This is a genomic window from Mucilaginibacter sp. OK268, assembly GCF_900103125.1.
Lineage (GTDB): Bacteria > Bacteroidota > Bacteroidia > Sphingobacteriales > Sphingobacteriaceae > Mucilaginibacter.
Genome location: NZ_FNJV01000002.1, coordinates 739,749 through 765,539, shown reverse-complemented (window position 1 = coordinate 765,539; position 25,791 = coordinate 739,749). Strand labels below are relative to the sequence as shown.

The 25,791-nt window shown below is 44.4% G+C and carries 15 protein-coding genes; 11 read left to right on the top strand and 4 right to left on the bottom strand.

Annotated features, from left to right (window positions below):
* The first annotated feature begins 101 nt into the window (after positions 1-101).
* The 9 genes from BLR84_RS08930 (at position 102) to BLR84_RS08890 (ending at position 13,993) form a co-directional block, all read left to right on the top strand.
* Positions 102-1,451, top strand: coding sequence for a sugar transferase (locus BLR84_RS08930; protein ID WP_090467015.1), 1,350 nt, complete (start codon positions 102-104; stop codon positions 1,449-1,451).
* A 151-nt stretch (positions 1,452-1,602) separates the two neighbouring features.
* Positions 1,603-2,184 (top strand): RNA polymerase sigma-70 factor, encoded by a 582-nt coding sequence (locus BLR84_RS08925; protein ID WP_090467013.1) that lies wholly within the window; start codon positions 1,603-1,605, stop codon positions 2,182-2,184.
* A gap of 76 nt (positions 2,185-2,260) precedes the next feature.
* Positions 2,261-3,226 carry a FecR family protein gene (locus tag BLR84_RS08920; RefSeq protein WP_090467011.1) on the top strand — a complete coding sequence of 322 codons (966 nt, stop codon included), beginning with the start codon at positions 2,261-2,263 and terminating at the stop codon, positions 3,224-3,226.
* 232 nt (positions 3,227-3,458) lie between these two features.
* Complete coding sequence (locus BLR84_RS08915; RefSeq protein ID WP_090467688.1) at positions 3,459-6,092, top strand: TonB-dependent receptor; 2,634 nt, start codon at positions 3,459-3,461, stop codon at positions 6,090-6,092.
* A 3-nt stretch (positions 6,093-6,095) separates the two neighbouring features.
* Positions 6,096-6,920 carry a DUF4249 domain-containing protein gene (locus BLR84_RS08910; RefSeq protein ID WP_090467010.1) on the top strand — a complete coding sequence of 275 codons (825 nt, stop codon included), beginning with the start codon at positions 6,096-6,098 and terminating at the stop codon, positions 6,918-6,920.
* A gap of 271 nt (positions 6,921-7,191) precedes the next feature.
* Positions 7,192-7,797, top strand: a complete 606-nt coding sequence (locus BLR84_RS08905; RefSeq protein WP_090467008.1) for an RNA polymerase sigma factor — start codon at positions 7,192-7,194, stop codon at positions 7,795-7,797.
* 154 nt (positions 7,798-7,951) lie between these two features.
* Positions 7,952-8,932, top strand: a complete 981-nt coding sequence (locus BLR84_RS08900; RefSeq protein WP_090467007.1) for a FecR family protein — start codon at positions 7,952-7,954, stop codon at positions 8,930-8,932.
* Positions 8,933-9,062: 130 nt separating this feature from the next.
* Positions 9,063-12,467 carry a SusC/RagA family TonB-linked outer membrane protein gene (locus BLR84_RS08895; RefSeq protein ID WP_090467005.1) on the top strand — a complete coding sequence of 1,135 codons (3,405 nt, stop codon included), beginning with the start codon at positions 9,063-9,065 and terminating at the stop codon, positions 12,465-12,467.
* 11 nt (positions 12,468-12,478) lie between these two features.
* Positions 12,479-13,993 (top strand): RagB/SusD family nutrient uptake outer membrane protein, encoded by a 1,515-nt coding sequence (locus tag BLR84_RS08890; protein ID WP_090467004.1) that lies wholly within the window; start codon positions 12,479-12,481, stop codon positions 13,991-13,993.
* Between the two features lie 513 nt (positions 13,994-14,506).
* Here the strand turns inward: BLR84_RS08890 and BLR84_RS08885 are convergent.
* The 4 genes from BLR84_RS08885 to BLR84_RS08870 all read right to left on the bottom strand — a co-directional run bounded on the left by BLR84_RS08885 (position 14,507) and on the right by BLR84_RS08870 (position 20,787).
* Complete coding sequence (locus BLR84_RS08885; RefSeq protein WP_090467002.1) at positions 14,507-16,123, bottom strand: Na+/H+ antiporter; 1,617 nt, start codon at positions 16,121-16,123, stop codon at positions 14,507-14,509.
* Positions 16,124-16,412: 289 nt separating this feature from the next.
* On the bottom strand, positions 16,413-17,852 hold the full coding sequence (locus BLR84_RS08880) for an alpha/beta fold hydrolase (RefSeq protein WP_090467001.1): 1,440 nt from the start codon (positions 17,850-17,852) through the stop codon (positions 16,413-16,415).
* Between the two features lie 64 nt (positions 17,853-17,916).
* Entirely contained in the window at positions 17,917-18,726 is an 810-nt protein-coding gene (locus BLR84_RS08875) for an AraC family transcriptional regulator (protein WP_090466999.1), read from the bottom strand.
* Positions 18,727-19,236: 510 nt separating this feature from the next.
* On the bottom strand, positions 19,237-20,787 hold the full coding sequence (locus BLR84_RS08870) for a DHA2 family efflux MFS transporter permease subunit (RefSeq protein ID WP_090466998.1): 1,551 nt from the start codon (positions 20,785-20,787) through the stop codon (positions 19,237-19,239).
* A 297-nt stretch (positions 20,788-21,084) separates the two neighbouring features.
* Between BLR84_RS08870 and BLR84_RS08865 the strand changes: the two genes are divergently transcribed.
* Both BLR84_RS08865 and BLR84_RS08860 read left to right on the top strand, forming a co-directional pair.
* Entirely contained in the window at positions 21,085-22,425 is a 1,341-nt protein-coding gene (locus BLR84_RS08865) for a sugar porter family MFS transporter (RefSeq protein ID WP_090466996.1), read from the top strand.
* 267 nt (positions 22,426-22,692) lie between these two features.
* Entirely contained in the window at positions 22,693-25,539 is a 2,847-nt protein-coding gene (locus BLR84_RS08860) for a hypothetical protein (RefSeq protein ID WP_090466995.1), read from the top strand.
* The last annotated feature ends 252 nt before the right edge of the window (positions 25,540-25,791 follow it).

The following is a 25,791-nucleotide window of genomic DNA, read 5'->3' as shown; positions in this document are numbered from 1 at the left end:
TAGCGTTTTTTATTTAATCTTCGTATTAGTATTAAAGTGTGAACTTTATCGTTACATAAATAATATAACGGATAAAGTGCTATATTTGCAAAACTATACCTATGGCAATACGATACTCGAAATTTCTCCCGCCCGTTACCTTTATAAGTGATTTAATAGTATTAAATATTGCTTTACAGTGTGCGCATTCATTAGTGTTCACATATTACTCATCTGATATACAATCTGTAAATTTTATACTACTTGTTAATTTGGTTTGGGTATCTGTATCAACTATTACCAAAAATTATATTATTTCCAGGCCATTGGTATTAAAAGATAACCTTAACCGGTTTTTATCGTCCCTGCTTTATCATTTACTCATAGTTCTTGGCATCATTTATTTCTTCAAGCTGTACGAGGTAAGCCGCTGGGAGATGTTCTTTACTTATTCCCTGTTCTTCTTTTTGATCATAGTACAGCGATCGGTTATATTCTTTATACTGGATTACATCCGCAAAAAAGGATACAACAGGAGGCATGTGCTGGTAATTGGCGATGAAGATATCGCGAACCGCCTTATCAGGTCATTCTCAAAACACCCGGAATACGGTTATTACTTTACCGATTTTATTTCGGAAGATATGATTAAGGATTTTCCCGAACAGGTTTTGATGGAGAAATTAGTCGATAAAAGTCCGGATGAAATATTTGTATGCTATAAATACCTGCACCCCCTGTTATTGCAAAAGCTGGTTGATTTTGGCGAACAGAATGCGGTTAAAATAAAATTAGTGTCAGATCTGATACTGAATAACAACTATGCCAGTATAGTTAATTATGAAAACCTTCCGGTTATCCAACTGTCGGCAAATCCTGAACTGAGCTTTAAAGTAATATTTTTTAAGCGGAGTTTCGATATCGTGTTTTCATTGAGCGTGATGATCGTTGGTTTTCCGATATTTCTTTTATTGATGTTAATTACCAGAATGACATCAAAAGGCCCAGCTTTTTATAAGCAGGAAAGAATAGGCAGAAATCATAAGCCATTTACCATATACAAGTTCAGAAGCATGTATATAAATGCCGAAAAGGCTGGCCCCCAGTTATCAAGTGACCGCGATCCGCGCATAACGGGATGGGGAAGAATATTAAGGAAATCAAGACTGGATGAGTTACCTCAGTTTTGGAATGTACTTAAAGGCGAAATGTCTGTAGTAGGCCCAAGACCAGAAAGGCAGCACTTTATTGAACAACTCATTGAGAAATCACCCAGCTATAAGAAATTGTTACGTATTAAACCCGGTCTTACCTCTATAGGGCAGGTATCATACGGTTACGCCGAAAACCTTGATCAGATGCACAGCCGCATCCGCTATGACCTCATTTATCTCAACAATATCAACTTCAACAGCGATATGGGGATAATTCTAAAAACTATCAGGGTAATGGTGCAATTAAAAGGTAAATAAGCCGTTAGGTTAATCAGCGCATGTTGTTTTAAAGTAAAAAGACTGAACTACTGATCAAAGCATCCCTTGGATATAGTATGATCAGATGATTTCTTGTAAACTTGCGTACTTGCCGTGTAACGAATAAGGCAATTGATCGTCATACTCTTATATGGAGCGCTACCAAACAGCAACAGATAGCCAGTTATTGGAATTGATCCGCAAGGATGACCGGGTAGCCTTTACAGAACTATATAATCGTTATTGGGATAAACTATTCACGGTAGCCATGCATCGCCTGAATGATGAGCATGAGGCTGAAGAGGTAGTGCAGGAGGTTTTTCTGAGCCTTTGGCAACGACGCTTAACCATCGAACTTACCCATAGCCTAAATACCTATTTGTCGGTTGCTGTTAAATATCGCATCATCAATCACCTGGATAAACAATTTCGTAAAAAGCAGCATATAGAGCACTTGGCCATTCATGCACCACGTGAGCATGATAGTACCAGTCAATGGCTTTTGGAAAAAGAGCTTCGTACACAGCTTGAACAAAGCATCAGCCGCTTGCCCGAAAAGTGCCGGATAGTTTTTTTGCTGAGCCGCGAACAAAATAAAACAAACGCCGAAATTGCCGCCGAACTCAATATTGCCGAAAAAACGGTGGAGGCACATATGACCAAAGCGTTAAGCACGCTACGGCAATCATTAAATATCACCATCCCGCTACTGCTTTACCTGCTCGAAAAATAATTCATATTTTTTTCATTTGCCACTAAGGGTAAACCGCGCTATGGCTGACTATATGTATAAACATACCAAGTAAACCATGGATAGTAATAGCTTTAATCCTGAAGAGCTGGCCCACAAATGGGTGGCTGGCACACTTACTCCCGACGAAAAGTTGCGGTTTGAGCAATGGTATGCCGATTTTAACGATGAAGAACTGCTGATTTCGAATAGTCAATATACCTCGGCCGAACAGATCAGGGAAACCATATTAAACCGGGTTAACTCCAGTATAGATGAACAGCCTAAAGTGAAAATACGTACCATGTGGCGCAATTTGGCTGCCGCGGCAGCTGTTGTTTTAGCTATAGGCCTTGCGGTACTTTACAGGGCTCCTATACTCAACCTGGTTGACCCGGTAAAACAGCTGAAACTGACTACCAATCCGGGAGAATACAAGCAAATATACCTGGCCGATGGCACCCACATTTGGCTAAGCCCGGCAACTACGCTTAGTTATCCCGAAAAGTTCAGGGGCAAATTGCGCGATATAAGTATTGAAGGCGAAGCCTACTTTGAAGTTAAGCACGATACCGGGCATCCCTTTGTTATTCAATCCGGAGCTGTAAAAACGGTGGTATTAGGTACCAGCTTTGATATTCAGGCTTACGCGCACGCTAAGTCTATCGATGTAACTGTTGTCAGTGGCAAGGTGGGCGTGTCGGCAAAAGCAAGTGCTAATACTGCGATGGTAACCGCCAATCAAAGAACGATATATCAAAAGGCAACAGCCAGCCTGGTAAAGGAAAATTATCCAAACGCTTCCAAATTTCTTGACCGGCGTAAAGGGATCTTTGATTTTAATGGTGCATCGCTGGCCGAAGTTGTTCATGACCTCGAAAGCCAATATGGCATCAGCATAAACCTGGCTCCCGGTTTAACATCAAAAACCTTTTACGGCCGTTTGCAAACCTCCGATCCAATAAACCGTACGCTTGATAAATTGAGTACGGTTATGGAGCTACGCTGGGAAAAACAAAGCGGAGCTTATCAGCTGCACCCTTAATATAAGTATGATTTATTTACCCCACCATTTCACAAACCTGCAATCATGACATTTTAATTTTGCCCCTACACACCTATGAAAAAAAAGCCCGGCTCAGGGAAACAGAACCGGGCTTGTATTTAAAACCTTAGCCAGTCATGGCCTTCGAAAACTAATGACTGATTATTTTAAACCTCTTAAAGTTATGAAAAAAACCGGACCTCTACGGTTCTCTAACCTGATTTATCCTTTAATGAAACTATACCAATTTTTAAGTGTATTTTTTTGTATAACCGTTATCCTCACGTTTGGCAGCTTACGGGCTTTTGCCCAGTCGCCGCTTGATAAAACAGTAACCATCAGTTTAAATAATGTACCATTAAGACAGGCCCTTGATAAGATAACCGCTACCACCGGCGTGCGCTTTACCTATAACGAAGCCGTAGCCGCCAGCAATATCAAATTAACCATCAATGCTAAAGCACAAAGCCTTAAGCAGGTACTTGATGTGGCCCTGGCTAACTATCCGTATAGCTATGCCCAACTGGATCAGGATATACTGATTCGCTATGACGCGACGAAGCTAAAAAAGTTCGACGCCGAACCGGCGGCAAAACCGGCAGCAGGAAAGCACACCATCAGCGGAACAATTACATCAAAACAGTCTGGGGAAACGATAATAGGAGCCAGTATACGGCTGGTAGATGGAGCGCAGGGAACTTCGACCAATGGTTATGGATTCTATTCGATCACACTGCCGGCCGGTGATCACCAGTTGCTGATCACCGCCATCGGCCAGAAAACCCTGATCATACCGGTTTCATTAACACAGGATCAACGGCTGAATATCTCTATGGACGATAACGCGCAGGAGCTGCAAACCGTAACCATAACCGCCACGCAAAAAGGCGCCCGCGATTTGAAAAGCCCGCAAATGGGTGTCGAAAAGCTGAATATCCAGGAAATAAATGATGTACCAGTGTTATTGGGCGAGCATGATGTGATGAAAACCATACAGTTATTCCCCGGTATTAAATCGGCAGGAGAAGGCAGCGGCGGCTTCTATGTACGTGGTGGCGCTACCGATCAAAACTTGCTCATGCTGGATGAAGCTACCGTATATAATGCCTATCACCTTTTAGGTTTCTTCTCCACCTTTAACTCCGACGCTATTAAAAACGTAAGCATTTATAAAGGCGATATGCCCGCGCAATATGGTGGCAGACTATCATCAGTAATAGATGTGAAGATGAACGACGGTAACAACCAAAAGTTTGGCGTAAGCGGCGGTGTGGGTATGATAGCGGCCCGTTTGAACGTAGAAGGGCCCATTCAAAAGGGTAAATCATCGTTCCTGATATCGGCCCGGCGTACTTATGCCGATGCTTTTCTGAAACTATCAAAAGATACGGTGGTCAAAAACAGCAAGCTTTATTTTTATGATATTAACGCCAAGGCCAATTTAGTTTTGGGCGATAAAGACCGGGTTTATATTTCGGGATATTTAGGGAAGGATGTGCTTTCGGCCAATAATGTGAACGGCATCGACTGGGGTAATACCACCGCGACCTTGCGTTGGAACCACATTTTTAATAGTCGTTTCTTCTCCAATACCTCTTTCATCTACAGTAATTACGATTATGAAATCCATGTAAAACAGGACGTAAATACCTATAATATCACCTCGCGTATTAAAGATTGGAACTTTAAAGAAGATATGCAATATGATATCGGTTCCGATCATTCCTTAAGTTTTGGTGTCAACAGTGTTTATCATACCATTAAACCCGGCGAAATATCGGCCACGGGCAACTCAGGTTTTATATCCCAAAAGCTCGAAACCCGGTATGCCTGGGATAATGCGGCTTACGTAAGCGATACCTGGAAAGCTACGGATCGTTTTAGTCTTACCTATGGTATCCGCTTGTCGGCCTTTTCAATTATAGGTCCCGGTACTTTTTATGATGTAGATGCCGATGGCGGGATAACCAGCTCAAAACACTACAACTCGGGTCAGATAGTTAAAACTTATGTAAACCCCGAGCCTCGCGTAGCTGCTGCTTTCCAGCTCAATGATATCAGTTCGGTTAAGGCATCTTATGCCCGTAATGCGCAAAATCTACACCTCATCAGTAACTCAACACCAGGCTCGCCAACTGATAAATGGGTAGCCAGTACCAATCTCATCAAGCCCGAGCTGGCCGATCAGTTTTCTGTAGGTTACTACCGCGACCTGGCCGAGCATAAATACGAGTTTACGTTTGAAACCTATTATAAAAAGCTGCAAAACCAACTGGATTATCGTAACGATGCCAACATCTTTACCAATCAGCCTATTGAAACACAATTGCTGTATGGCAAAGGACGTGCTTATGGCGCTGAGTTTCTGCTACGGAAAAAAACAGGTCGTTTAACCGGTTGGGTAAGTTATACGCTATCCAAATCAGAACGCCTGATAGACGGTATTAATAATAATCAATGGTATAATGCTCGTCAGGACCGTACACATGACCTGGCCGTAGTTGGTATTTACAAGCTGAACGACAAATGGACCTTATCGGCCAATTTCGTATTCTACACCGGCGACGCGGTAACCTACCCGAGCGGCAAATACCAGATAGACGGGGCAACCTATTATTACTATGAAAACCGTAATGCTTCAAGGCTGCCGGCCTATCACCGGCTCGACCTGGGAGCTACCAAGCAACTCAAGAAAACCAAAAAATACAGTTCGGAGATTAACTTTAGCTTGTATAACGCCTATGGTAACCGGAACGCTTACCGTATATTTTTCAGAGATAACAAAACAGATCCAAACAAAACAGAGGCCGTACGCACCACTTTATTTACCTATGTACCTTCTGTTACTTATAACTTTAAATTTTAACACATGCATACTATACGTTTTTCGGCCATATTGATGATCCTGCTGGGGCTATTGAGCTCCTGCGAAAAGGTTATCGACCTGAAATTGAATAATAGCGGCCCCCAAACAGTGATAGAAGGTACGATAAGTAATGAAGCCGGCGGTGCCAAAGTATCGATAAGCCGGTCGCAGAATTTTTACGACGAGACTACTTTTACCGGCATCAGCGGCGCGCAGGTAAGTGTTGATGTGGATGGCACCGTTTATAATTTTGACCCTACTGCCTCAGGTATTTACCAGAACAGCACTCTTATTGGTGTACCGGGGCATACTTATCATTTAACGGTTAAGCTGAATGATAAAACCTACACCTCAACCAGTACCATGCCTCAGATTGTAAAGCTGGACAGTATTTATGTAGTTAATGATGAGTTTGGTACCAATAAAGACAAAACCAAACTGCGGGTAGCTACGGTAAAGTTTCAAGACCCTGCCGGCGAGGATAACTACTACCGTTTTATTGAATACATTGACGGCAGAAAAGAAAAAAGCTTATTTGTAGACGATGATGAGTTTACCAATGGCCAAACCGTAAACAGTCGCCTTAACTTCAATAATGATAATGATGATCCCGCCCGTGAGATCAGGACCGGCAAACAGCTCATGATCGAGATGGAATGTATTGATGCCGCGGTCTATAAATACTTTTTTAGTTTAAATGCCGGTTCCACAGGCGATGGCAACAACGCCGCGCCAACCAATCCAACCAGTAATATTACCGGCGGGGTGCTGGGCTATTTTAGTGCCTATCCCATTACGCGTAAAACTATAACAGTTCCGGCTAATTAAAGCTGATAGACCATGACTTATTTCCCTGATGTCATTTGATGTCATTGCGAGGAGGAACGACGAAGCAATCCCGTAGCTATTCTTATTCAACATGAGGAGATTGCCACGCTGCGCTCGCAATGACATGTTAATTAAACGGGTAACAAAAGGAGCCTCTTAAATTTTTAAGGGACTCCTTTTGTATTTATAGACCTGATAGCCTAAAATTAAAAACCGTGATATTTTATGCTGAGCTAACATTGAGTTAAAGGTGCAGGGGTAAGTTTGCGGCATGATGCGTGGCAGGTTTATTTCGGATACTGATTTACTGGCGCGGATTCAGGACGATGATGAGCAGGCTCTGCTGGCGCTGATGCAACGGTACGATAAAGCCCTTTTTCGATACATACTCTCCAAAACCGGCTCGCTCGAAACATCGGAAGAAGCTGTACAGGATATTTTTATTTCCCTGTGGAACAACCGCTATGCCGTGGCCATCAACGATACGCTTTCTCCCTATTTATTTAAGGCGGCCAAAAATAAAACTATTGACTTTTATGTCACCGGTAGTAAAAAAATAGCTCACTTTGAAGCGTTGCTGCCTGATTATGAACACCTAGTATCCCCGTCACCAGAACATGAAGTTATTGAAGCTGAACTGGAAGACTGGCTAAGCTCTGAAGTAGATAAAATGCCCGACAATGTTCGCAATGTATTTAAACTAAGCCGGGTGGAGCAACTGCCGGTTAAGGAAATTGCCGGTCGCCTGGCTTTATCTGAGCAAACCGTAAAAAACAACCTCACTATAGCCTTGAAACGCCTGCAACTACGGTTAAAACGGATGGAAAGCTTCCCGATGTTTTTGATCGTGGTGAAGATCCTGTTCCTCCGAAACTGATCGATTTTAGATTTCTCCAAAAACCTAGCTCCTTGTTCTCTCAATCCCATAGTCCAAAAATCCCATAATCTAAAATTCGGGTAACATTGATTTAATAAACACTTGATGATTATTTAACGGTACTATTTTCGGTAAGCACCGATTATATGGGCAGATGAACACAAAAGAATCTGCAGAGATCAAAGCATTATTACAAAAGTACCAGAAGGACGAATGTACACCCGATGAACGGGCCCGTGTAGAGGCCTGGCTCAATAAATTAGATAACACATCACTAAGCGGTATTACACCATCGGCAGAAGACCGTATCTTAAACCGCATCCGGAAACGTGTGCTCAAAGGCATACCATCACGATCGGCCGGGCGAAGAGTGTATGTACTCCAATACCTTAAAGTAGCCGCGCTGTTATTACTGGTGCCCGGCGGCTTTTTACTGTACTCCAAATGGAAGCAGCCTGCCCCACAGGCCTTGCAGCAATATTTTACTGCCCGTGGTGAACGCAAGGTGTTAACCCTGCCTGATAGTACCATAGTAACCCTCAACTCATCATCTGTTTTAACCCTCAGCGCTGATTTTGGCGAAAAAAAGCGGATAGTTAAACTCACAGGCGAAGGCTTTTTTCATGTAAAGCATGATGCAACCAAACCTTTTATAGTGACCACCGGGAACATACAAACCCAGGTACTGGGGACCCAGTTTAACGTGCACGCCTATAATAATGAAAGCGAATATAAGATAGCTGTAGTAAGCGGTATGGTAAGCGTAGGCGAAAAGAAAGCGGCTAACAAAGTGGTTGCTATGGGTAAAGTGCTTACCCGCAATTTAATGCTGGTTTATAACTGCCAGGCACACGGGCATTATATTAAAACTGCCGATGCCGACAAGTTGAGCGCCTGGCAAAACGGTCAGCTTTATTTTGACGAGGCTACCATCCCCGAAATAACTTCAACACTATCCAGAATGTATAATATAGATGTTCAGTTGCAGGATAAACCCGGGCGCAATTGCAAATATACCATCGGTTTTAACAGCCAGCCTTTAGATAAAGTGCTCCGGGTGTTGAGTCAGCTTACAGGCATTACCTATCAGTACACCAACCATAAAATTTTCATTCAATCACAAAATTGCCGTTAAGCTATGTAGCCGTCCCCCCAAACAAAAAACAGGCAGATGCGCGAACACCTGCCTGCTATATGGCTGCTGTAGCAGCAGACCATGTCATTTTTAACGATTCTTTTTTATCACATAAAATAACATTATAAAAATGAGAAATCTATTACACATATTATCATTAAAAAATCACCTCAAATGGCTGGCATCCTACTGCATCGTCCTGGTCATTATTGGCGTATGCTCAAGCCCGTCTTTTTCGGCCGCTGCACAAACCATGAATACCATCCGCATCAGCCTGAACGCAAAAAATCAAAGTATCAAAAGCGTTTTTAGATTGATCGAACAAAAAACCTCATTCAAAATAGGTTACAACTCCACCAGCTTTGATGCCGACAGAGAAATTTCCATATCTGCCGACAATGAGTTGTTGGTTAACGTGCTGAAAGAACTGATTAAAGGTTACAAAGGTAACATCAGACAGGTTGATGAGGAGCATATATTATTACAGGTTGAAAAACAACAACCAGTAGTAAAAGCCAAAGAAAAAGAGCTGGTGGTAAAAGCCAATATTACTGTATCAGGAAAAGTAACCGACGAAAGCGGTGAAACCCTGATCGGCGTAAGCGTTGCCGTAAAGGGAACAACTACCGGCACCATGACCAATACCGAAGGCAAGTATTCTCTGAGCACCGATGAAACTTCGATACTGGTTTTTAAATACATTGGTTACGACAGCCAGGAAATCCCGGTAAAAGGACAACAAAATATTGATGTGGTGCTGAAAGCCAATAGTCAGTCGTTAAAAGAAGTGGTAGTTATAGGTTACGGTACACAAACCCGTTCAACTTTATCGGGAGCGGTATCAACCGTTGGTTTGGATAAAGTATCATCACGCTCGTTCAACAACTTGCAGGAAGCCTTGCAAGGCAAAGCGGCCGGTGTGGTTGTAAATAACAATGGTGGCGACCCTACCAATGCACCGCAGGTAAACATTCGCGGACTGGGCGGTATCAATGGCGAGCAACCCCTATATGTTATAGACGGATCGGTTTTTTATCCTGGTACACCCGTGATCAACCCAAATGACGTAGAGTCTATTTCGGTATTGAAAGATGCTTCGGCGGCTATCTATGGAGCCCGTGCATCTGGCGGTGTTATCCTCATCACTACCAAAAAAGGCACCAAAGGCAAAATGAATATCTCTTTTGATGCCAAACAAGGTTTTGCGAATGCCTGGAAAAAACTGGAAGCACTGGATGCCAAAGAGTATGCCGATGTATACAATACTGCTGCTGATAACGCTGGCAAGCCGCGCCTCCCGGCTTTTGATGCTACCAAATATCCCGACGGACAAATAACCCGTACCAACTGGGTTGATGAGGTATTCAGAACAGGGCATACCCAGGATTATAACGTGAGCCTGAACGGTGGTAACGATAAATCCGACTATTTCATGAGTTTTAACTATCGCAAAGGAACAGGGGTATTATTGAATACCTACTCTGAGCGTTATGCTTATCGCATCAACTCCACCCATCAGTTGAATAACTGGTTAAAGGTTGGCGAAAATTTATCTTATACCTATTCCGATGGTCGTGGTACCAACACGTTCAGCGGTTATACCGGCGCTATTCAGGCAGCCATATTTTATCCGCCAAGTATTACAGTGCGTACCCCATCAGGCGCTTACTCAGGCTTGCCTATAACCTACGCGGGTTCATATGGCGACGTAGTTAACCCGGTTGCCAACCTGGAGCGTATTGACACCAGCAACCCGGTAAATACCATTATCGCTAACCCATATTTTGAGGCCAGCATTATTCCCGGCCTTAAATTCAGGTCGAACTATTCGGTAACTAAAAACTTCTATTATTTCAAAGGCTTTTCGCCGATTGTGCCTGAGGTTGGTAAACCCAGCTTAACCAATACCTTAAATGAATCATCATCACAGGATTCAAGGTTCCTGACCGAGCAAACTTTAAACTACAAGAAAACATTAGGTAAAAACAACCTGGATGTAGTGGCTGGTTATACCTATCAGAAAAACAGCAGCATGGGTCTGTCAGCTTCCCTTTCAGGTTTTAGCAATGAAGATCCGCTGTTCCGCTATTTTATCAATGGTACTGGTACCCCGGTTCCAAAACCCGGCGATTACCGGTCTGACGAAGCCTTGATCTCCTACCTTGCCCGTGTTAATTATGATTACGATGGTAAATATCTCTTATCATTAACCGGTCGTAAGGACGGAACATCATTGGTGGCTCCCCAAAACAGGTTCCAGAACTTTGGTTCGGTGTCTGCCGGATGGGTTTTAAGCCGTGAGAATTTTATGCAGAAACTAACCTGGCTGAGCAATTTAAAGATCAGGGGTAGCTATGGTGTATTGGGTAACTTATCATCTGTAAATACAATAGCGGTAAGCCCTCCTCTCAGCGTAGGTAATATTTACCTGGGTTCAGACCCGGCACCATTAAACGGTTATTACAGCTATGATAGGGGCAACCCGAACCTAACCTGGGCCCGTTCAAAACAAACCGACGTAGGTTTAGATCTGGGTTTCCTGAATGAGCGTATCACCTTAACTGCCGACTATTTTGTTAAGAGAACTACGAATATGCTACTGCAAACAAGGGCAGGCATAGGATTAAACACTATATGGCTTAACGGTGGCGAGGCACGTGACAAGGGTATTGAATTGAGCCTGGGTTATAACAGCGATCCTAAAAAAGCATTCCGTTATGGTATCAATGCCAACGTTAGCACACTCACCAATAAATTACTGTCTTTACCTAATGGTGCTACAACTATTCCAGGTGTAAGCCCGAGCGTGCGTGGCTTGCTGGCACCTGCCTGGGTTCAGGTTGGTCAGCCGCTTTATTCGTACTACTCTATCAAAACCAACGGTTTGTTCCAAAGCCAGGCAGAGGTGGACGCTTACAAAGGTCCCAACGGTACACCTATTCAGCCAAATGCTAAACCGGGTGATATCCGTTTTGTGGATGCTAATGGCGATGGAAAAATTAACGATAGCGACCGTCAGTTCCTGGGCAGCGCCTATCCTAAGTTTACCTATGGCCTGAGCCTGAACGCCAGCTACAAAGGTTTCGATCTGAACATCTTTTTACAAGGCGTACAAGGTAACAAATTGTACAATGCCTTAAAATATACCAGCTTAAATGCCGGCGGTTTGGGTCAAAACTACAACCTGCTGAAAGACGTGCTGAATGCCTGGACACCACAGCATACCAACACCACTATCCCGCGTGTAACTGCCAGCGATGCTAACGGCAACTTTGGTACCAACTCCGATTTTTATATCGAGAACGGTTCATACCTGCGCTTTAAGAACGTAACCCTGGGTTATACCTTTTCGCCGGCCTTGTTAACCCGTGCCGGTATCAGCAGCTTGCGCATATACACCACATCAAACAACCTGTTCACCATTACCAAATACAAAGGTTTTGATCCGGAGGTTGGCTTTGATAACTACGGTATCGACGTAGGCCGTTACCCGCAATCGCGCTCATTTATTTTCGGTATCAATTTAAATCTGTAAGTAAAGCAATCATGAAAAAGATCAGCAATATTATATTAGCAATATCGGCAAGCATGCTTTTGGGTGCCTGCTCCAAAAATCTGGATATCAAGCCACAAGGCGCGGTGTCTGAAAATAACTTCTGGCAAACCGGCGACGATGCCCTGTTGGGTGTAAACGCCATGTACGAGCCTTTTGACGGCGAAGAGTTTTATGGTCGTGGTTATATGTGGTTCATCAACGCCAGCGACGATATGGTGACCGGTCGTATCAATACCAATGCGGATGCTATCAAGAATTTCAGCCCAACCTATTACTCCGGCGGTTACACGGTTGACCAATGGGATATGCGTTATCAAGTGATCAGGCGTGCCAATGACGTGATCAACAAGGTGCCTGCCATCAGCATGGACGGTTCCCTGAAAAACCGTTACATGGGCGAGGCCTATTTTTTAAGCGGCTTGATGTATTTTCAAATGGCCTATAACTATGGTGACGATCGTGCAGGCTTGCCCATCATCACCCGTGCCAATAATAACGACCCCAACCCTACACCAAGGGCAGCCAACGTTACCGAAAACTACAACTACATTGAAGGCGAGCTGAAAAAGGCGGCCAATCTGTTGCCCTATTTTGATCAACTGAGTCCTGCCGATCAGGGCAGGCCTCACAAAGTAGCTGCCTGGGGTTACCTGGCAAAAATGTATCTGTTTAAAAAGGATTATGCCAATGCCCAAAAATATGCCGACTCGGTGATCAATCAGGGTAAACGCGCCTTATTGCCAAACTTTGCCGATGTTTTTAAAGCGGCCAATAACTTCAGCACAGAATATATCTGGTCGGCGTTGAGCACAGCAAAAGGTTCTTCCGGCTGGGGTAGCATCCTGCCGGGCGTAATGCTCGAGAACAAAGGTTGGGGACTATTTAACGGCTGGGGCTATTATCAGCCCACCAAAGAGCTGTATGATGCTTTTGAAGCTGGCGACAAACGTCGCGAAGCCACTATCCTGAAACCAGGCGATGTGTTTCAGTATTTTGGTGCCCCAAAAACTTACGCTTCAGTAAACAGTCTTTCCGGTTACCAGTTCAACAAGTATATGGAGCCATTCACTTATGCTAATCCGGTAGGATCGTCTATCAGTCCTAATGGCGACCACCCAACAACCAACCTGAATGTACCATTGATGCGTTATGCCGAGGTTATCCTGATCAAGGCAGAAGCCGAGCTGATGCAAGGCAAAAATGCCGATGCGGAGATCAATATGATCCGTCAGCGTGCCGGCCTGAAAGCTATCCAGGGCGCTACCATGGCCGATCTGAAAAACCAACGCCGTTGTGAACTGGCAGGTGAATGGTCCGACCGTCACCGCGACCTGGTACGCTGGGGCGATGCCGCGGCAACCTATGCCAAGCCTTTACATGGTTATACCGGTTCCGTAATATGGCCTGCACGTAACTTTAACCCTGCTGTAAATAGTGTTTGGGCAGTACCCCAAAAAGAAATTGACCGCAGCAATGGCATTATCAAACAAAACGCGGGCTGGTAATAAATAAAAAAGGAGGGGTTGTGTGTGAATCCCCTCTGGAGAGGGGGCAGGGGTGTGTTATTACACTTACATAAACGCCCCCCGCCACCGCTCAAGCTTACGCGCCCCCTCTCTCAAGAGTGGAGCTGAAGACATAATAACAAAGGCAGCCGGGTAACCGGCTGCCTTTGTTGTTTATAGCCCGGGTGTCATGCTGAGCGCCGTCGAAGCATGGTGGGGTGGGCCTCTGCGCGCGTCCTTCGACAAGCTCAGGATGACAGGCTCTTCGTCTGAGCTTGAGGGGAGTGATTAATAAAATCAAAACCATGTCATTGCGAGCGCAGCGTGGCAATCTCCTCGCGTTCTCATCGGTAAGCATAGCTACGAGATTGCTTCGTCGTTCCTCCTCGCAATGACATAAAGGGAAAAGTAAAATCCCCTCTTTCCGCCGAAGGCGAAGAGAGGGTCGGCGAGCAAAGCGATGCCGGGGTGAGTCTTCACCGGCGTTCTAACACGACATGCGGATGCCAATATCTACTCATCCTCAAAAGAAAAATGTTGACGCAGCTTCTCCTGTTCCAAATCGAGCAGGGCGAGTTGCTGCTTGATGATATCGTCGTTAATACTTTCTTTTTTATTCAGTGTTTTCAGCAGGTTGCGCTGTTCGTGCATCATATCTTCCAGAATCATGATATAGTCGCGGTAAAACTCCTCTGCACGACCCTTGCCATCAGCTTTATCCCAATCGGCCAGCAGCTCCATGTCAGCATCAATTTTAATTTTGATGGCTTTTACCATATCGTTTTCTTTCAGGTGTTTGGGGTATTTATTTTGGAGCAGGTCCAATGTTACCATCGACAATTTTTTCCGTACCAGCTGCCTTTGCTGTTCAAAAGAAACGGTATAGTCCGGGTCGGGCATCTTTACCCATTTAATGAGCAGGGGCAGGGTAAGTCCCTGCAGTATCAGCGTAACTAAAATAACCGAAAAGGTGATAAACAAAATAAGGCTCCTGTTGGGGAATGGCGCGCCTGAATGCAGCGCTACCGGGATACTGAGCGCCGCCGCCAGTGATACCACACCCCGCATACCGGCCCAGCCTAATAACAACGGACCTTTCCAGCCCGGGCGGTTATCGGCAGTAGTAATATACCTGCTGATGAATACGGTAAATACACCGGCGCCAAAAGTGCTGGCCAAACGGGTAACGATTAAAACTCCCGAAATAATGGCGCTATAACGGATAGCCGGCGCCAGTCCGTTGGGCCCAAGATCTTTAATGATCACCGGGAACTCTAGTCCAATAAGTATAAATACAAAGCCGTTCAGCACAAAGGCTACGGCTTCCCAAACATTGATGCCTTGCAGCCTGCTGCGGTGGGTTAAAAAACTATCGCGCCTGATGGAAAGAAACAAACCGCCGCTTACCACCGCCAATACGCCCGAAAAATTAAAGGCCTCTGCCGCCATATACATGGCATAGGGCGTGATAAATGTAAGCACAATATCAATATTGGTGGTTGTAGGCATCCAGCGGTGAATGGCATAAAACACCAGCGCTATAGCCAATCCTATCAATATCCCCATTACAATCACCAGCACAAAACTCAGGGTAGCCTGGCCGATGGCAAAGGAGCCGGTGACAATAGCCGCCGCCGCGAACCGGAAGATCACCAAACTGGCCGCGTCGTTCATCAGGCTTTCGCCCTCCAGTATGGTAGTCAGTCTTTTGGGTACTTTAACATTTTTGAGAATAGCGGTGGCAGATACCGCGTCGGGCGGTGATATGATACCGCCCAGCAAAAAGCCCGCGGCCAGTGTAAAACCGGGAATAACGTTGCTGGATACCAAAGCCACAACACCGGCTGTCAAAATAACAATGATGAACGCGAAACTGCTGATCACGCGCCGCCATTTCCAGAAATCTTTCCAGGAGGTGCTCCAGGCCGCCTCATATAACAGCGGTGGCAAAAAGATCACAAATATCATGTCGGGCTCTATCTCAATACCCCTTAAGCCCGGTACAAAACCCAGGCCCAGCCCGGCTATAACCAGTAATATAGGATAAGCAATCTTGATTTTTTGCGCCAGCATCACTATCGCTATGATAATAACCAACAGGCAGGTATATTGAATAATGAGATGATGCATGTAAGTTTAGATGAATTACTAAAATACAATAATATCTTAAAGGTGCACCTGCATAGGCTGATGAAATAAAGCCCTTGTGGTAGCGAGGGTAAAGTAAAAGACAAAAAAACACGTCATTGCGAGGAACGAAGCAATCTCTACATAGGCAGGTCGACAATACTTGTTTGCTCTGTACAGCATAGGGATTGCTTCGTACCTCGCAATGACGCTTGGTACAAAGGACCAAAGCTGAAGAGAGGGAGCCGACAAGTGCAGCGATGCCGGGGTGAGTTGTAACACAGGCATTCCATCACTCCACAATCAAATTTTTAGATTCAGATACGAGTTGCTTGTATGGATTGGCTAAAAAAAGCTTCACGTAATCTGTTCCATCCACAGAAAAACCCGGGGCATGTCCCTTGTTGTGTATAATAAGCAATTGGCTATTGGGCATATAGCGTTTAATTAACCGGTTATAAAATGGCCTGCAATCGGGGTCGATATCACCTGCCGAGATCAAGGCCGGAACGCCTGAATAAACAGGTTGTTTTGCAATTGCGGGCTCAGGCTTTACTTGCCAGCAGCCGCATATGGAATGATTTACATTATTAAAAGGATACCCGGCTAACCAGGGCAGTACCTGGTCCTGCTGCTTTTCTAATCGATAGTCGGCGTAGTTTATTTGCTCTGAGCAATAAACGGAATACCGCATGCCGAGAGAAACATTAGCGTCACCTGTAAAATACCCATCCAGTACTTCTCTCACATATTTATCCTGGCGGCCTTCTATCAGATCAATCATTACACCCGGAACGGTATTAGCTTGCCGGGAATTCAACCGGTTTATCACCGCGTCAAGCAATTCTTTTTTGTTGTAGGCTACATTAATGTTTTTATCACTATCCTTTTCTTTGTAGGAAACGATAAGTTTTTTGCCGGTGATGGATGTGAAATACTGATGAAAGCGCGATCTTAAATTTTTATATTTTGTATCAGCAGAATCAGCTTCGCAATCACGAAATATCTGCTCCAGTGCTTCGTTGATATTAAACAAAGCGTGTTCTTCAAAGTTTACATAACCAGGAAGCGGTGATGTTAAAATTAAGGTACGAACACCTTCAGGATGGTTTCGGGCCATGGTAAGCATCAGGCCTCCGCTATAAGATATACCTACCAGGTTAAGCGAATCAACATTTAACGCTAATCGCAAATCGTTAATATCTTCCGCGCTTTCTATGGTATTATAGGCTGATAAATTGACACCCTGCTTTACAAAGCGGTTTCGGCATTGCCGAACCGCTGCTAACACGAGGCTATCTTTGTTTTTTCCTTCTATATAGCTCCGTTTGATGGCTGTTGCTACCTCCATACAATCCAGGCAGGGCTTAGCTCGCTTCGTTCCGCGTTGATCAAAAGCAATAAAACCGCCATATGCTAACCAGCCGGAGTTATAGCTTATGCTATCGATATTAAGCGTAGTACTATAGCCTGGTCCACCTGTTGTATAAAGCGTAATGTTTTTACGTGGATCCTGGTCCGGTCTGCGTACAAATAAAAATGGGATTTTTACCTTTTGTCCAGCCGGTTTATTCCTATCTTCCGGTACAACCAGGTAACCGGTTTTTAAAATTAACCGGGCGTCTGCTTTAACCATTCCGGGAAAAGGTTCAATGAGGGGTTTATACTTTTGACTATATATGTTTTGACTAATAATCACGACGAAAAGCAAGGCAATAAGAAATGTTTTCATAAGCGCTGTTTAACGTACAAAGAAAAGGATTGATATTAGCCGTAGAAAGTAAAAAACGGACAAATTATAATTGATGCTTCGTTAACCTTTGGCCGGTAAAGTTAACTATGTCTTTATGGAAATGGCTCAAATCATAATAACCATAATCCATGGGGATAAAGTTTTCTTTATCATTTATAAACGCCGTTAATGCGTTTCTTCCCCGCAGAATTGAAAAATAATTTTTAGGTGAGATACCAATTACCCTATTGAAATACCGGTTGATAGTTTTAGATGTAATAAATGATCTTTCAGCAATTTTACTCGTATTTAACTGCATGCCAGTGGCCTGATATTCTCCAATACAGTCATTAACCATTTTAATATAATGATCGTGGTTATTTAATTGATGGTATGCTGCTAATAGGTAAGATTGAATAATTTCTACCCTTTCTTCAAAGCAAATGGGTTGTTTTATTTTTTGGAGCAACTGCCAGGGCAAAATCTGATGGAGGGGAATGATCTTGTCCATAACCGGAACCTGGTTTAAGCCCAAAATAGCCTCCAAACTACCGGGATTAAATTTAACTGTGAATATATTATCGGCAGGGAGTTTGTGCCTGGTTACGTCCTCATTTCGTAATATCAGAATATCTTCGTCTCCTTTTACATAGTGACGGGTATGTTTCAGATCGATATAATACGGGGTGCCCAGGTTAATATAAAAGGTAGGCGTCCAGCTCGGGAACATTTTTACGGTAGAAAATTCATGTTTTATATCCTGAGCGGAATGATCTAAAACCGATTGGGAATAAAATTCAACATGCGGAAGCAGTTCTTCACAAGGCTTGCTGAACATATATATTTTACGGATATCCTGGAATATCTCAACCATGCCTTATTCAGATTAACGATATCCGTAAAAATAACCTATTCCAGCAAAATTTAAAAATGGAAGTATGGCTGGATTGGTATAATGGTATAATAAGGTAAGTCATCCTGAACTTGTTTCAGGATCCCACAGGACAAGTTAGCCAGCATGTTATACGCCTGGGCTTATGGGATGCCGAAACAAGTTCGGCATGACTGGATTTTATAGATTGATACTCTCCCCAAAATTTCGTATTTTTATGCAAACACCGGCCCGGTTATCCTTTTTATAGGATAACCGGGCTGTTTTGTTAAGGACAAAACAAGGTCAAAAATAGACTGATTTGTGCATAGTTATTTGATAATCAATAAATTAATACTTTTTAAAGTTTTAAAAACAACCCAAAACAGGATTAAAATTTGTTAAAAAGTGTTAAAATGAGGTTTTTTCGAACGTTTTTGCCCCACTTTTACCCCGTTTTCGGGCAGAAAAATGTTAAAATTTAAGGTTTAAAAAGTTTTTCGGCCCCAAATGTTAATGGTCTGAAGATGGAATAACCAGCGCTTTCTTTTTATCCCGCTTGGCTACAAAAAGCAGCAAAGGCAATACCATCGCGAAAAACAAGCCGATCAGAAAATAGCCATCAAGATAGCTGGAAAAGGACGATTGCTGAATCACTACTTTTTCTACCAGTAACATGGCTTTCTGTTTGGCATCCAGTAAGCCGAAGCCCTTTTGCATAAAAGCTGTGGCATAACCGTTTATCCGGTTAATAAACGCCGGGTTATCGGGCGTAATATGGGTAATGAGGTCCATTCGGTGCGATGCGATGCGCCGGGCCACATAGGTATTGATGATAGAAATACCGAATGAGCCACCCAGTTGCCGCATCATATTATTGAGCGCGGTTCCCTGGGGCATATCCTTGGCTTCTAACGACGATACGGCCAGGGTACCCAGCGGTACGGTTAACAAAGCCATGCCTATCGCCCTGAAAATAAGGTTTAAAGTAATATCAATAGCCGGTGTTTCCAGGTTGATCCTTGACATCGACCAATTGAAATATATAAAACACATAAAACCAAAAAACACAATCAGCGCAGCCGAAACCCCCTTTTGCAACAACTTACCCGTGACTACCAAAGCCAATACCGCTACGATGGAACCGGGCAGAAGCAATAACCCGGATTGGGTAGGGGTAAAGTTAAGCAGGCGCTGCGCCACTACAGGGGTAAGATAAATAGAAGTATACATACCCATGCCGGTGATAAAAGTGAGCACCGCCGCTATACTTAACGATCTGAACCGGAGGATGCGCAGGTTCACTACCGGGTTTTCGGTATACAGTTCCCAGATAATAAAGGTGGTGAGGGAGAGGGTAGCCGTAACGGTTAAAAAAACAATATAACCGGCCGCAAACCAATCGTCAGTCTGGCCGCGTTCCAGTACTACCTGTAAGGAGCCTATGCCGATGATGAGCAGGATAATACCGAGCCAGTCGACCTGTTTGATCTTTTGTTTGATAGCGGGTTCGTGCAGCAGGAAATAACAGGAAATGGCAGCGGCTATACCAATAGGAATGTTGATATAAAAGATCCAGGGCCAGGAGAAGTTTTCGGTGATGTAACCACCTAGTGTTGGCCCGATGGTTGGCCCGATGAATACACCGATACCAAACAGGGCGCTCGCAGTAGCTTGTTTCTCCTTAGGGAAAAGCTCATAAACCACGGTCGCCGAAACCGAAAGTAAGGCACCGCCGCCCAAACCCTGCAAAAACCTAAAGCTCACCAGCTCCCATATATTGGTAGCGTTACCGCACATAAAAGAACAAAAGGTAAACAGAATGATGGAGCCGATATAATAATTCCGGCGCCCCAGGTTGTTGACCAGGAAGCTGGTCATGGGGATGATGATCACATTGGCAATGGCGTAGGAGGTGATCACCCAGGAGATATCTTCGAGCGTTGCGCCCAGGTTGCCGCTCATATAATTGAGGGCCACGTTCACAATGGAGGTGTCAATCAGTTCCATAATAGCGGCGGCTATCACAGTGATCAGGAGAATTTGTCGTTTGATGGGGTTCATGATATATATTATACCAATCGGTATATTTTATGATAATTTTTTTTATGATTTAGCTGTGCGGCTAGATTGCGGATATGAAAAATTCTTATTCATGAGACAAATATACCAATCGGTATATTTATATTATACTCCATCGGGTTAAATAACAATTTGCTGACAAAAAGTAGATGGCTAAAATGACATACCTAAATATCCCGGGGAATGATATATTTGTAAAGCGGCGAATTTTGCACTGCTAAATCGAGTTTATAAACCAATTATCCCGGCTGGGGACTTTATCGTTAACCAATCTGCTTTATGAAAAGTTATACCATTTTAATTTCCATTGTGGCTGCCTTAGGCGGACTATTGTTTGGCTTTGATACTGCTGTAATAGCTGGCTCCTTACAATACCTCAAACCCGTTTTCCATTTGAATGATGCCGAAATAGGTCTGGTAGTAGCTGCGGCATCTATAGGCTGTATCCCTGGCGCCTTGTTTGCCGGTGGCCTGGCCGATAAGTTCGGGCGTAAAAACCTGATGATCGTAACCTCGATATTATATGTGATAGCCGCCTTGGGGAGTGGTATAGCGGGCAGCTTTGTACAACTGGTAGTGTACCGCTTTATAGGCGGTGTGGCTATAGGTATGGCATCAACCCTGGCGCCTATTTATATATCAGAAGTAGCGCCGCCAAAATTCAGGGGCAGGTTGGGCATGTTGCAGCAACTGGCTATTGTAACCGGTATTTTGCTATCGTTCATATCCAATTATGTTATAGCCAAAGCGCCTTTCGGCTTTTTAAATGATGGCAATATCTGGCGCTATATGCTGGCCGCGGCAGTAGTGCCTTCGGTTATTTTCTTTATCCTGCTGTTGCTGGTACCCGAAAGTCCGCGTTGGCTCATCGCTAAAAACAAGATAAAAGAAGCCCAAAGGGTGTTTGATCATATTTATTCAAAAACAGAAAGCACAGAGCAGGTTGACCTGGTTACCAAAGACATCGCCTCGGAGGATAGTCCGGCGCTGAGTGAGGTATTTACACCACGTTACAGAAAGGTAGTGATCATCGGCTTGGTATTTGCCTCCATAGCCCAGCTCACGGGTATTAATATCGTGTTTTACTATGCGCCACTGATATTTGAAAAAGTGCATGTGGGCGGCAGCGTTTTGTTTCAAACCATGCTCACCGGTGTGGTTAATTTGATATTTACCATCCTGGCTTTCCCGCTGATCGACAGGTTGGGCCGTAAAAAACTGCTGCTCATTGGCTCGGTGATCATGGGGCTTTGCATGTTTGTGCTGGCCGCCCTGTTTCACTTTAACCTGCTGCAAAACTACTTTGTACTGGCCACCATATTTGTTTACATAGGCGGCTTTGCCTGTACCTGGGGCGTGGTGCTGTGGGTGTACGTAGCCGAAATATTCCCGAACAGGGTTCGTGGTACAGCAACTTCTATAGCGGTGTTTGGCAATTGGGTAGCTAATTCTATCGTTTCATTGACGTTTCCGGTGATGCTTTCGCAGCTGGGGCCGGTGTATACGTTTGGGGTTTATGGTATCATCAATATCAGTATGATCCTGTTTGTGAGCCGTTATGTGTTTGAAACCAAAGGTGTTCCGCTCGAGAGAATAGAGGAGTTGTATGCCAAGGTTTGATAAAGGTAAATAATGCCGCATATGAGTAGACATAACAAATAATATCCCAAAAGGGGGCTGTCACCCTGAGCTCCGTCGAAGGGTAGAGCGCAGAGGCCAACCCACCATGCTTCGACGGAGCTCAGCATGACACCCTTTTTTGGAAATATCTACTCGCGAGTTATTACCCGCTTAAGGCTGTAGGATTGTACCGATTTGAATAAAATGACGAATGAAATAATCCATCGATCATACTTTTTTCTGTAACTTTAAATTATTCACATTTATATGTTCCGGCGTTTACAGAATTGGGTCAACCGTCATTTTTCGTCTGTTTTTTCATTGCTGCTGATGGCTTTGCTGGTTATTGGCAGTATGACGCTGAAGGATAATTACCTCATCATCACCAAGTACGCGCCTTCGGGTATCATCAACTGGGAAATTAATACCAGCAATGCCCGCAGGGATTCCATCTTAAAAGAATGGCATGCCGGCTTTAAGAAAAACCAGATCTATACCCGCGAAACCACCTATCCAGAAACCATAACCGGTATCGAAACGGCGATTTTTCGGAACAATGCCGACTATAGCTTCATAGGGGTTTATGTAGGTATCCTGCTTATCCTCATCTTCCGGATAGGGAGCCAAAAAGCTAACCCGCGCCGCAGGGTGATCCCGCAGCGTACCGTGATCACATTAAGTGCATTGGTGATCCTGGCGGCACTTTTGGATGTGTTTGAAAACATCATGACCAACCGGGCCCTGATGCATTTTAAACTGAAGCTGCCGCTGCCCGATGCTATGCTGATCGGTTTGCCTGCATGTGTCAAATACCTGCTGCTGGCTTTTGTATTTGGCAAACTGCTGTATGAGGGTTTTAAATTAGGTAAACCCCGGTTTTGGCTCGAGTATACAACAGCCTGGATAGGGCGCCTGATCACCTATTCCTGGCGTTTTCGTATTGTGCTGATCATGCTGTTAGTTTTTTTCCTGGGGCTTTTTATCAGTGCGCAGATCCAGGATATGCTGCTGTCGATCAATACCTCACGATGGGCCAGCTTTTATTTCCTGCTGGCAATAAGTTTGCTGGCGCTGATGTGCTGGCATTTGCCCAAGGTTATTGATAACTCCATCAAAATAAGCTATAAACGGTTTTTTATAGGCCCTGTTGATTTTGACACCAGTCGTTTGCCCGCGGGTTCCAGACCATCCTTAAAGGTGGAAACGGCCAGGCTGTTCGGCGCTGCCGCTTTCCTGATACCCGCTACAGGCATCCTGCAAACGATGAATGCCTACCAGATCGATTACCTGTTGAAAGATGTACCTCCGCTGGTGCTGCTGCTGGCTTCGCTTATCTTTTATAAGATCGTATTGCGGTATAAATGGTTAGATAAATTATTCAAATCAGAGGGTAAAGTAGTTCCATGGCGTTTTTGGGTAAGCATGGCCGCTTTGGTGTTGCCCATGATCATCTGGGGCAGTATTGATGGTAAGCGTAACCGGGAACCTCATTTTTTGGCTTATTTATCGCTTGACCTGTTCTTTTTATCGGCCATGTTTGTGATCACTACGGCTTTGCGTACAGGTATCCCGGGGATCCGTAAATGGCACGCGGCACCCTGGATAACCTTTGGCGGCACGATAGCTATGCTGTTCTTTATCTTATGTAATTTCCCGCCATTTTTAAATGAATTGACCAGTAATAACCGGTATTATACCATGCCTGTGGTATTATGCGCGGCGGCGGGTTATCTGTTATTCTTTTCCTTTTTGTTATTCGCCGGAAAGAAAACGGGCTTTAGTTTGATCACCTTTTTGCTGATGTTCACCCTGTACCGGTCGATAAGCACGATAACCGCGTATCATGAAGCTTATGTTCAGAAACAAGAGAACTATCATAAATCATTAGATTCTTTAGACCGCTATACCGAAAACTGGCTTAAAAGCCGCAAGCAGGAAATTAAAGCTTTTGTAGCCCGCAACCCTGGTACACCTTACCCGGTGTTTTTTGTAAATGCTTATGGCGGAGGGCTGCGTGCCACGGTTTGGACAACCATGGTTGTGGGAACGCTGGATAGCCTGGTAAAAGAACGCTATCATGAGATCAATACCCACGACTTTCAGCATTACGTATTTTCCTATTCCGGCGCATCGGGTGGTACAATAGGGCTGTCGCTGCTTTGCAATGCGAGGTATCAGCATCGACAAGATCCGGTTAGGGATACTGTTTTTTACCCGGTTAACTCATTGGCCATCTATCGTAATGATTATCTCACCTCAAATATAGTTGCCTTGCTGGGTAGGGATATGCTGGCTTCGTCATTAGGAGTGGCTCCCTGGGCCGATAGGGCAAGATTGATGGAAGAGGATTGGGAAAGGCACACCGACGCGCATCACCTGGATATGAAAGTTACTTTAGGCAGGATGTGGAAAGGCGGCCATTATGAAGTTCCCCTGCTATTTGCCAATACATTTGATGTGGATAGTGGTAAAAAAGGGATATCGGCCCCGGTAATGTTGGATAGTCTTGATTTTCCTTCAACCGTATTTTTAGAGCAGGAAATTGAAGATCCCGGTGATCTGCGCCTGAGCACCGCCGCATTTTTAAGTGCCCGGTTCCCTTATGTAAGCCCTACTGCCAAACTAAATGGCAAACATCATTTTACGGATGGTGGTACCTGGGATAATTCGGGTGCGGAGACCTCACTGGGAGTGCTGACAGTTTTTGAACGGGTGCGCAGTAAGTTGATTAAAGAGGATACTATATTTAACCATATTCAGCCGCAATTCCTGTCATTGCCAAACTCGGTGCAACAAACAGAGGCTACAGGTAAACCCGGTAATTTATTTGAGCCGCTGGCACCTCCTGTAGGCATATTGAATAGCCGTATAGGATATATGAAAAAATCAGAAGACTGGAATTACTCCATCTCCCGCATAAAGCATTATGGGTTTTACCTGTTCCGCCCCACTGCCGAAAGGGTTCCGAACACCCGGATCTGGCCAGTATTGCCGCTCGGCTGGCAAATATCAGATTATGCCATGACCCGGATGCGCTTAAGCGTATTGCGCGACAGCGTTACCATTAACAAAGTATTGGAACGTTTTGGTACTGCCGAAAAAGTAAAGAGATAGAGGCCTGTCACCCTGAGCTTGTCGAAGGGCGCGCGCAGAGGCCCACCCACCATGCTTCGACGGAGCTCCTTGACGTCTCTCTCTCATGTCATTGCGAGGAGGAACGACGAAGCAATCTCGTAGCTATTCTAATCGGTGAGCATGCGAGGAGATTATTAATGTTGTTAATTGTTTTTAAGGTATTAATGAACTCCCTACGGTCGGTTGTCCACGCTGTGCTTGCAATGACATATTCTTTATAAATGGGTTAAT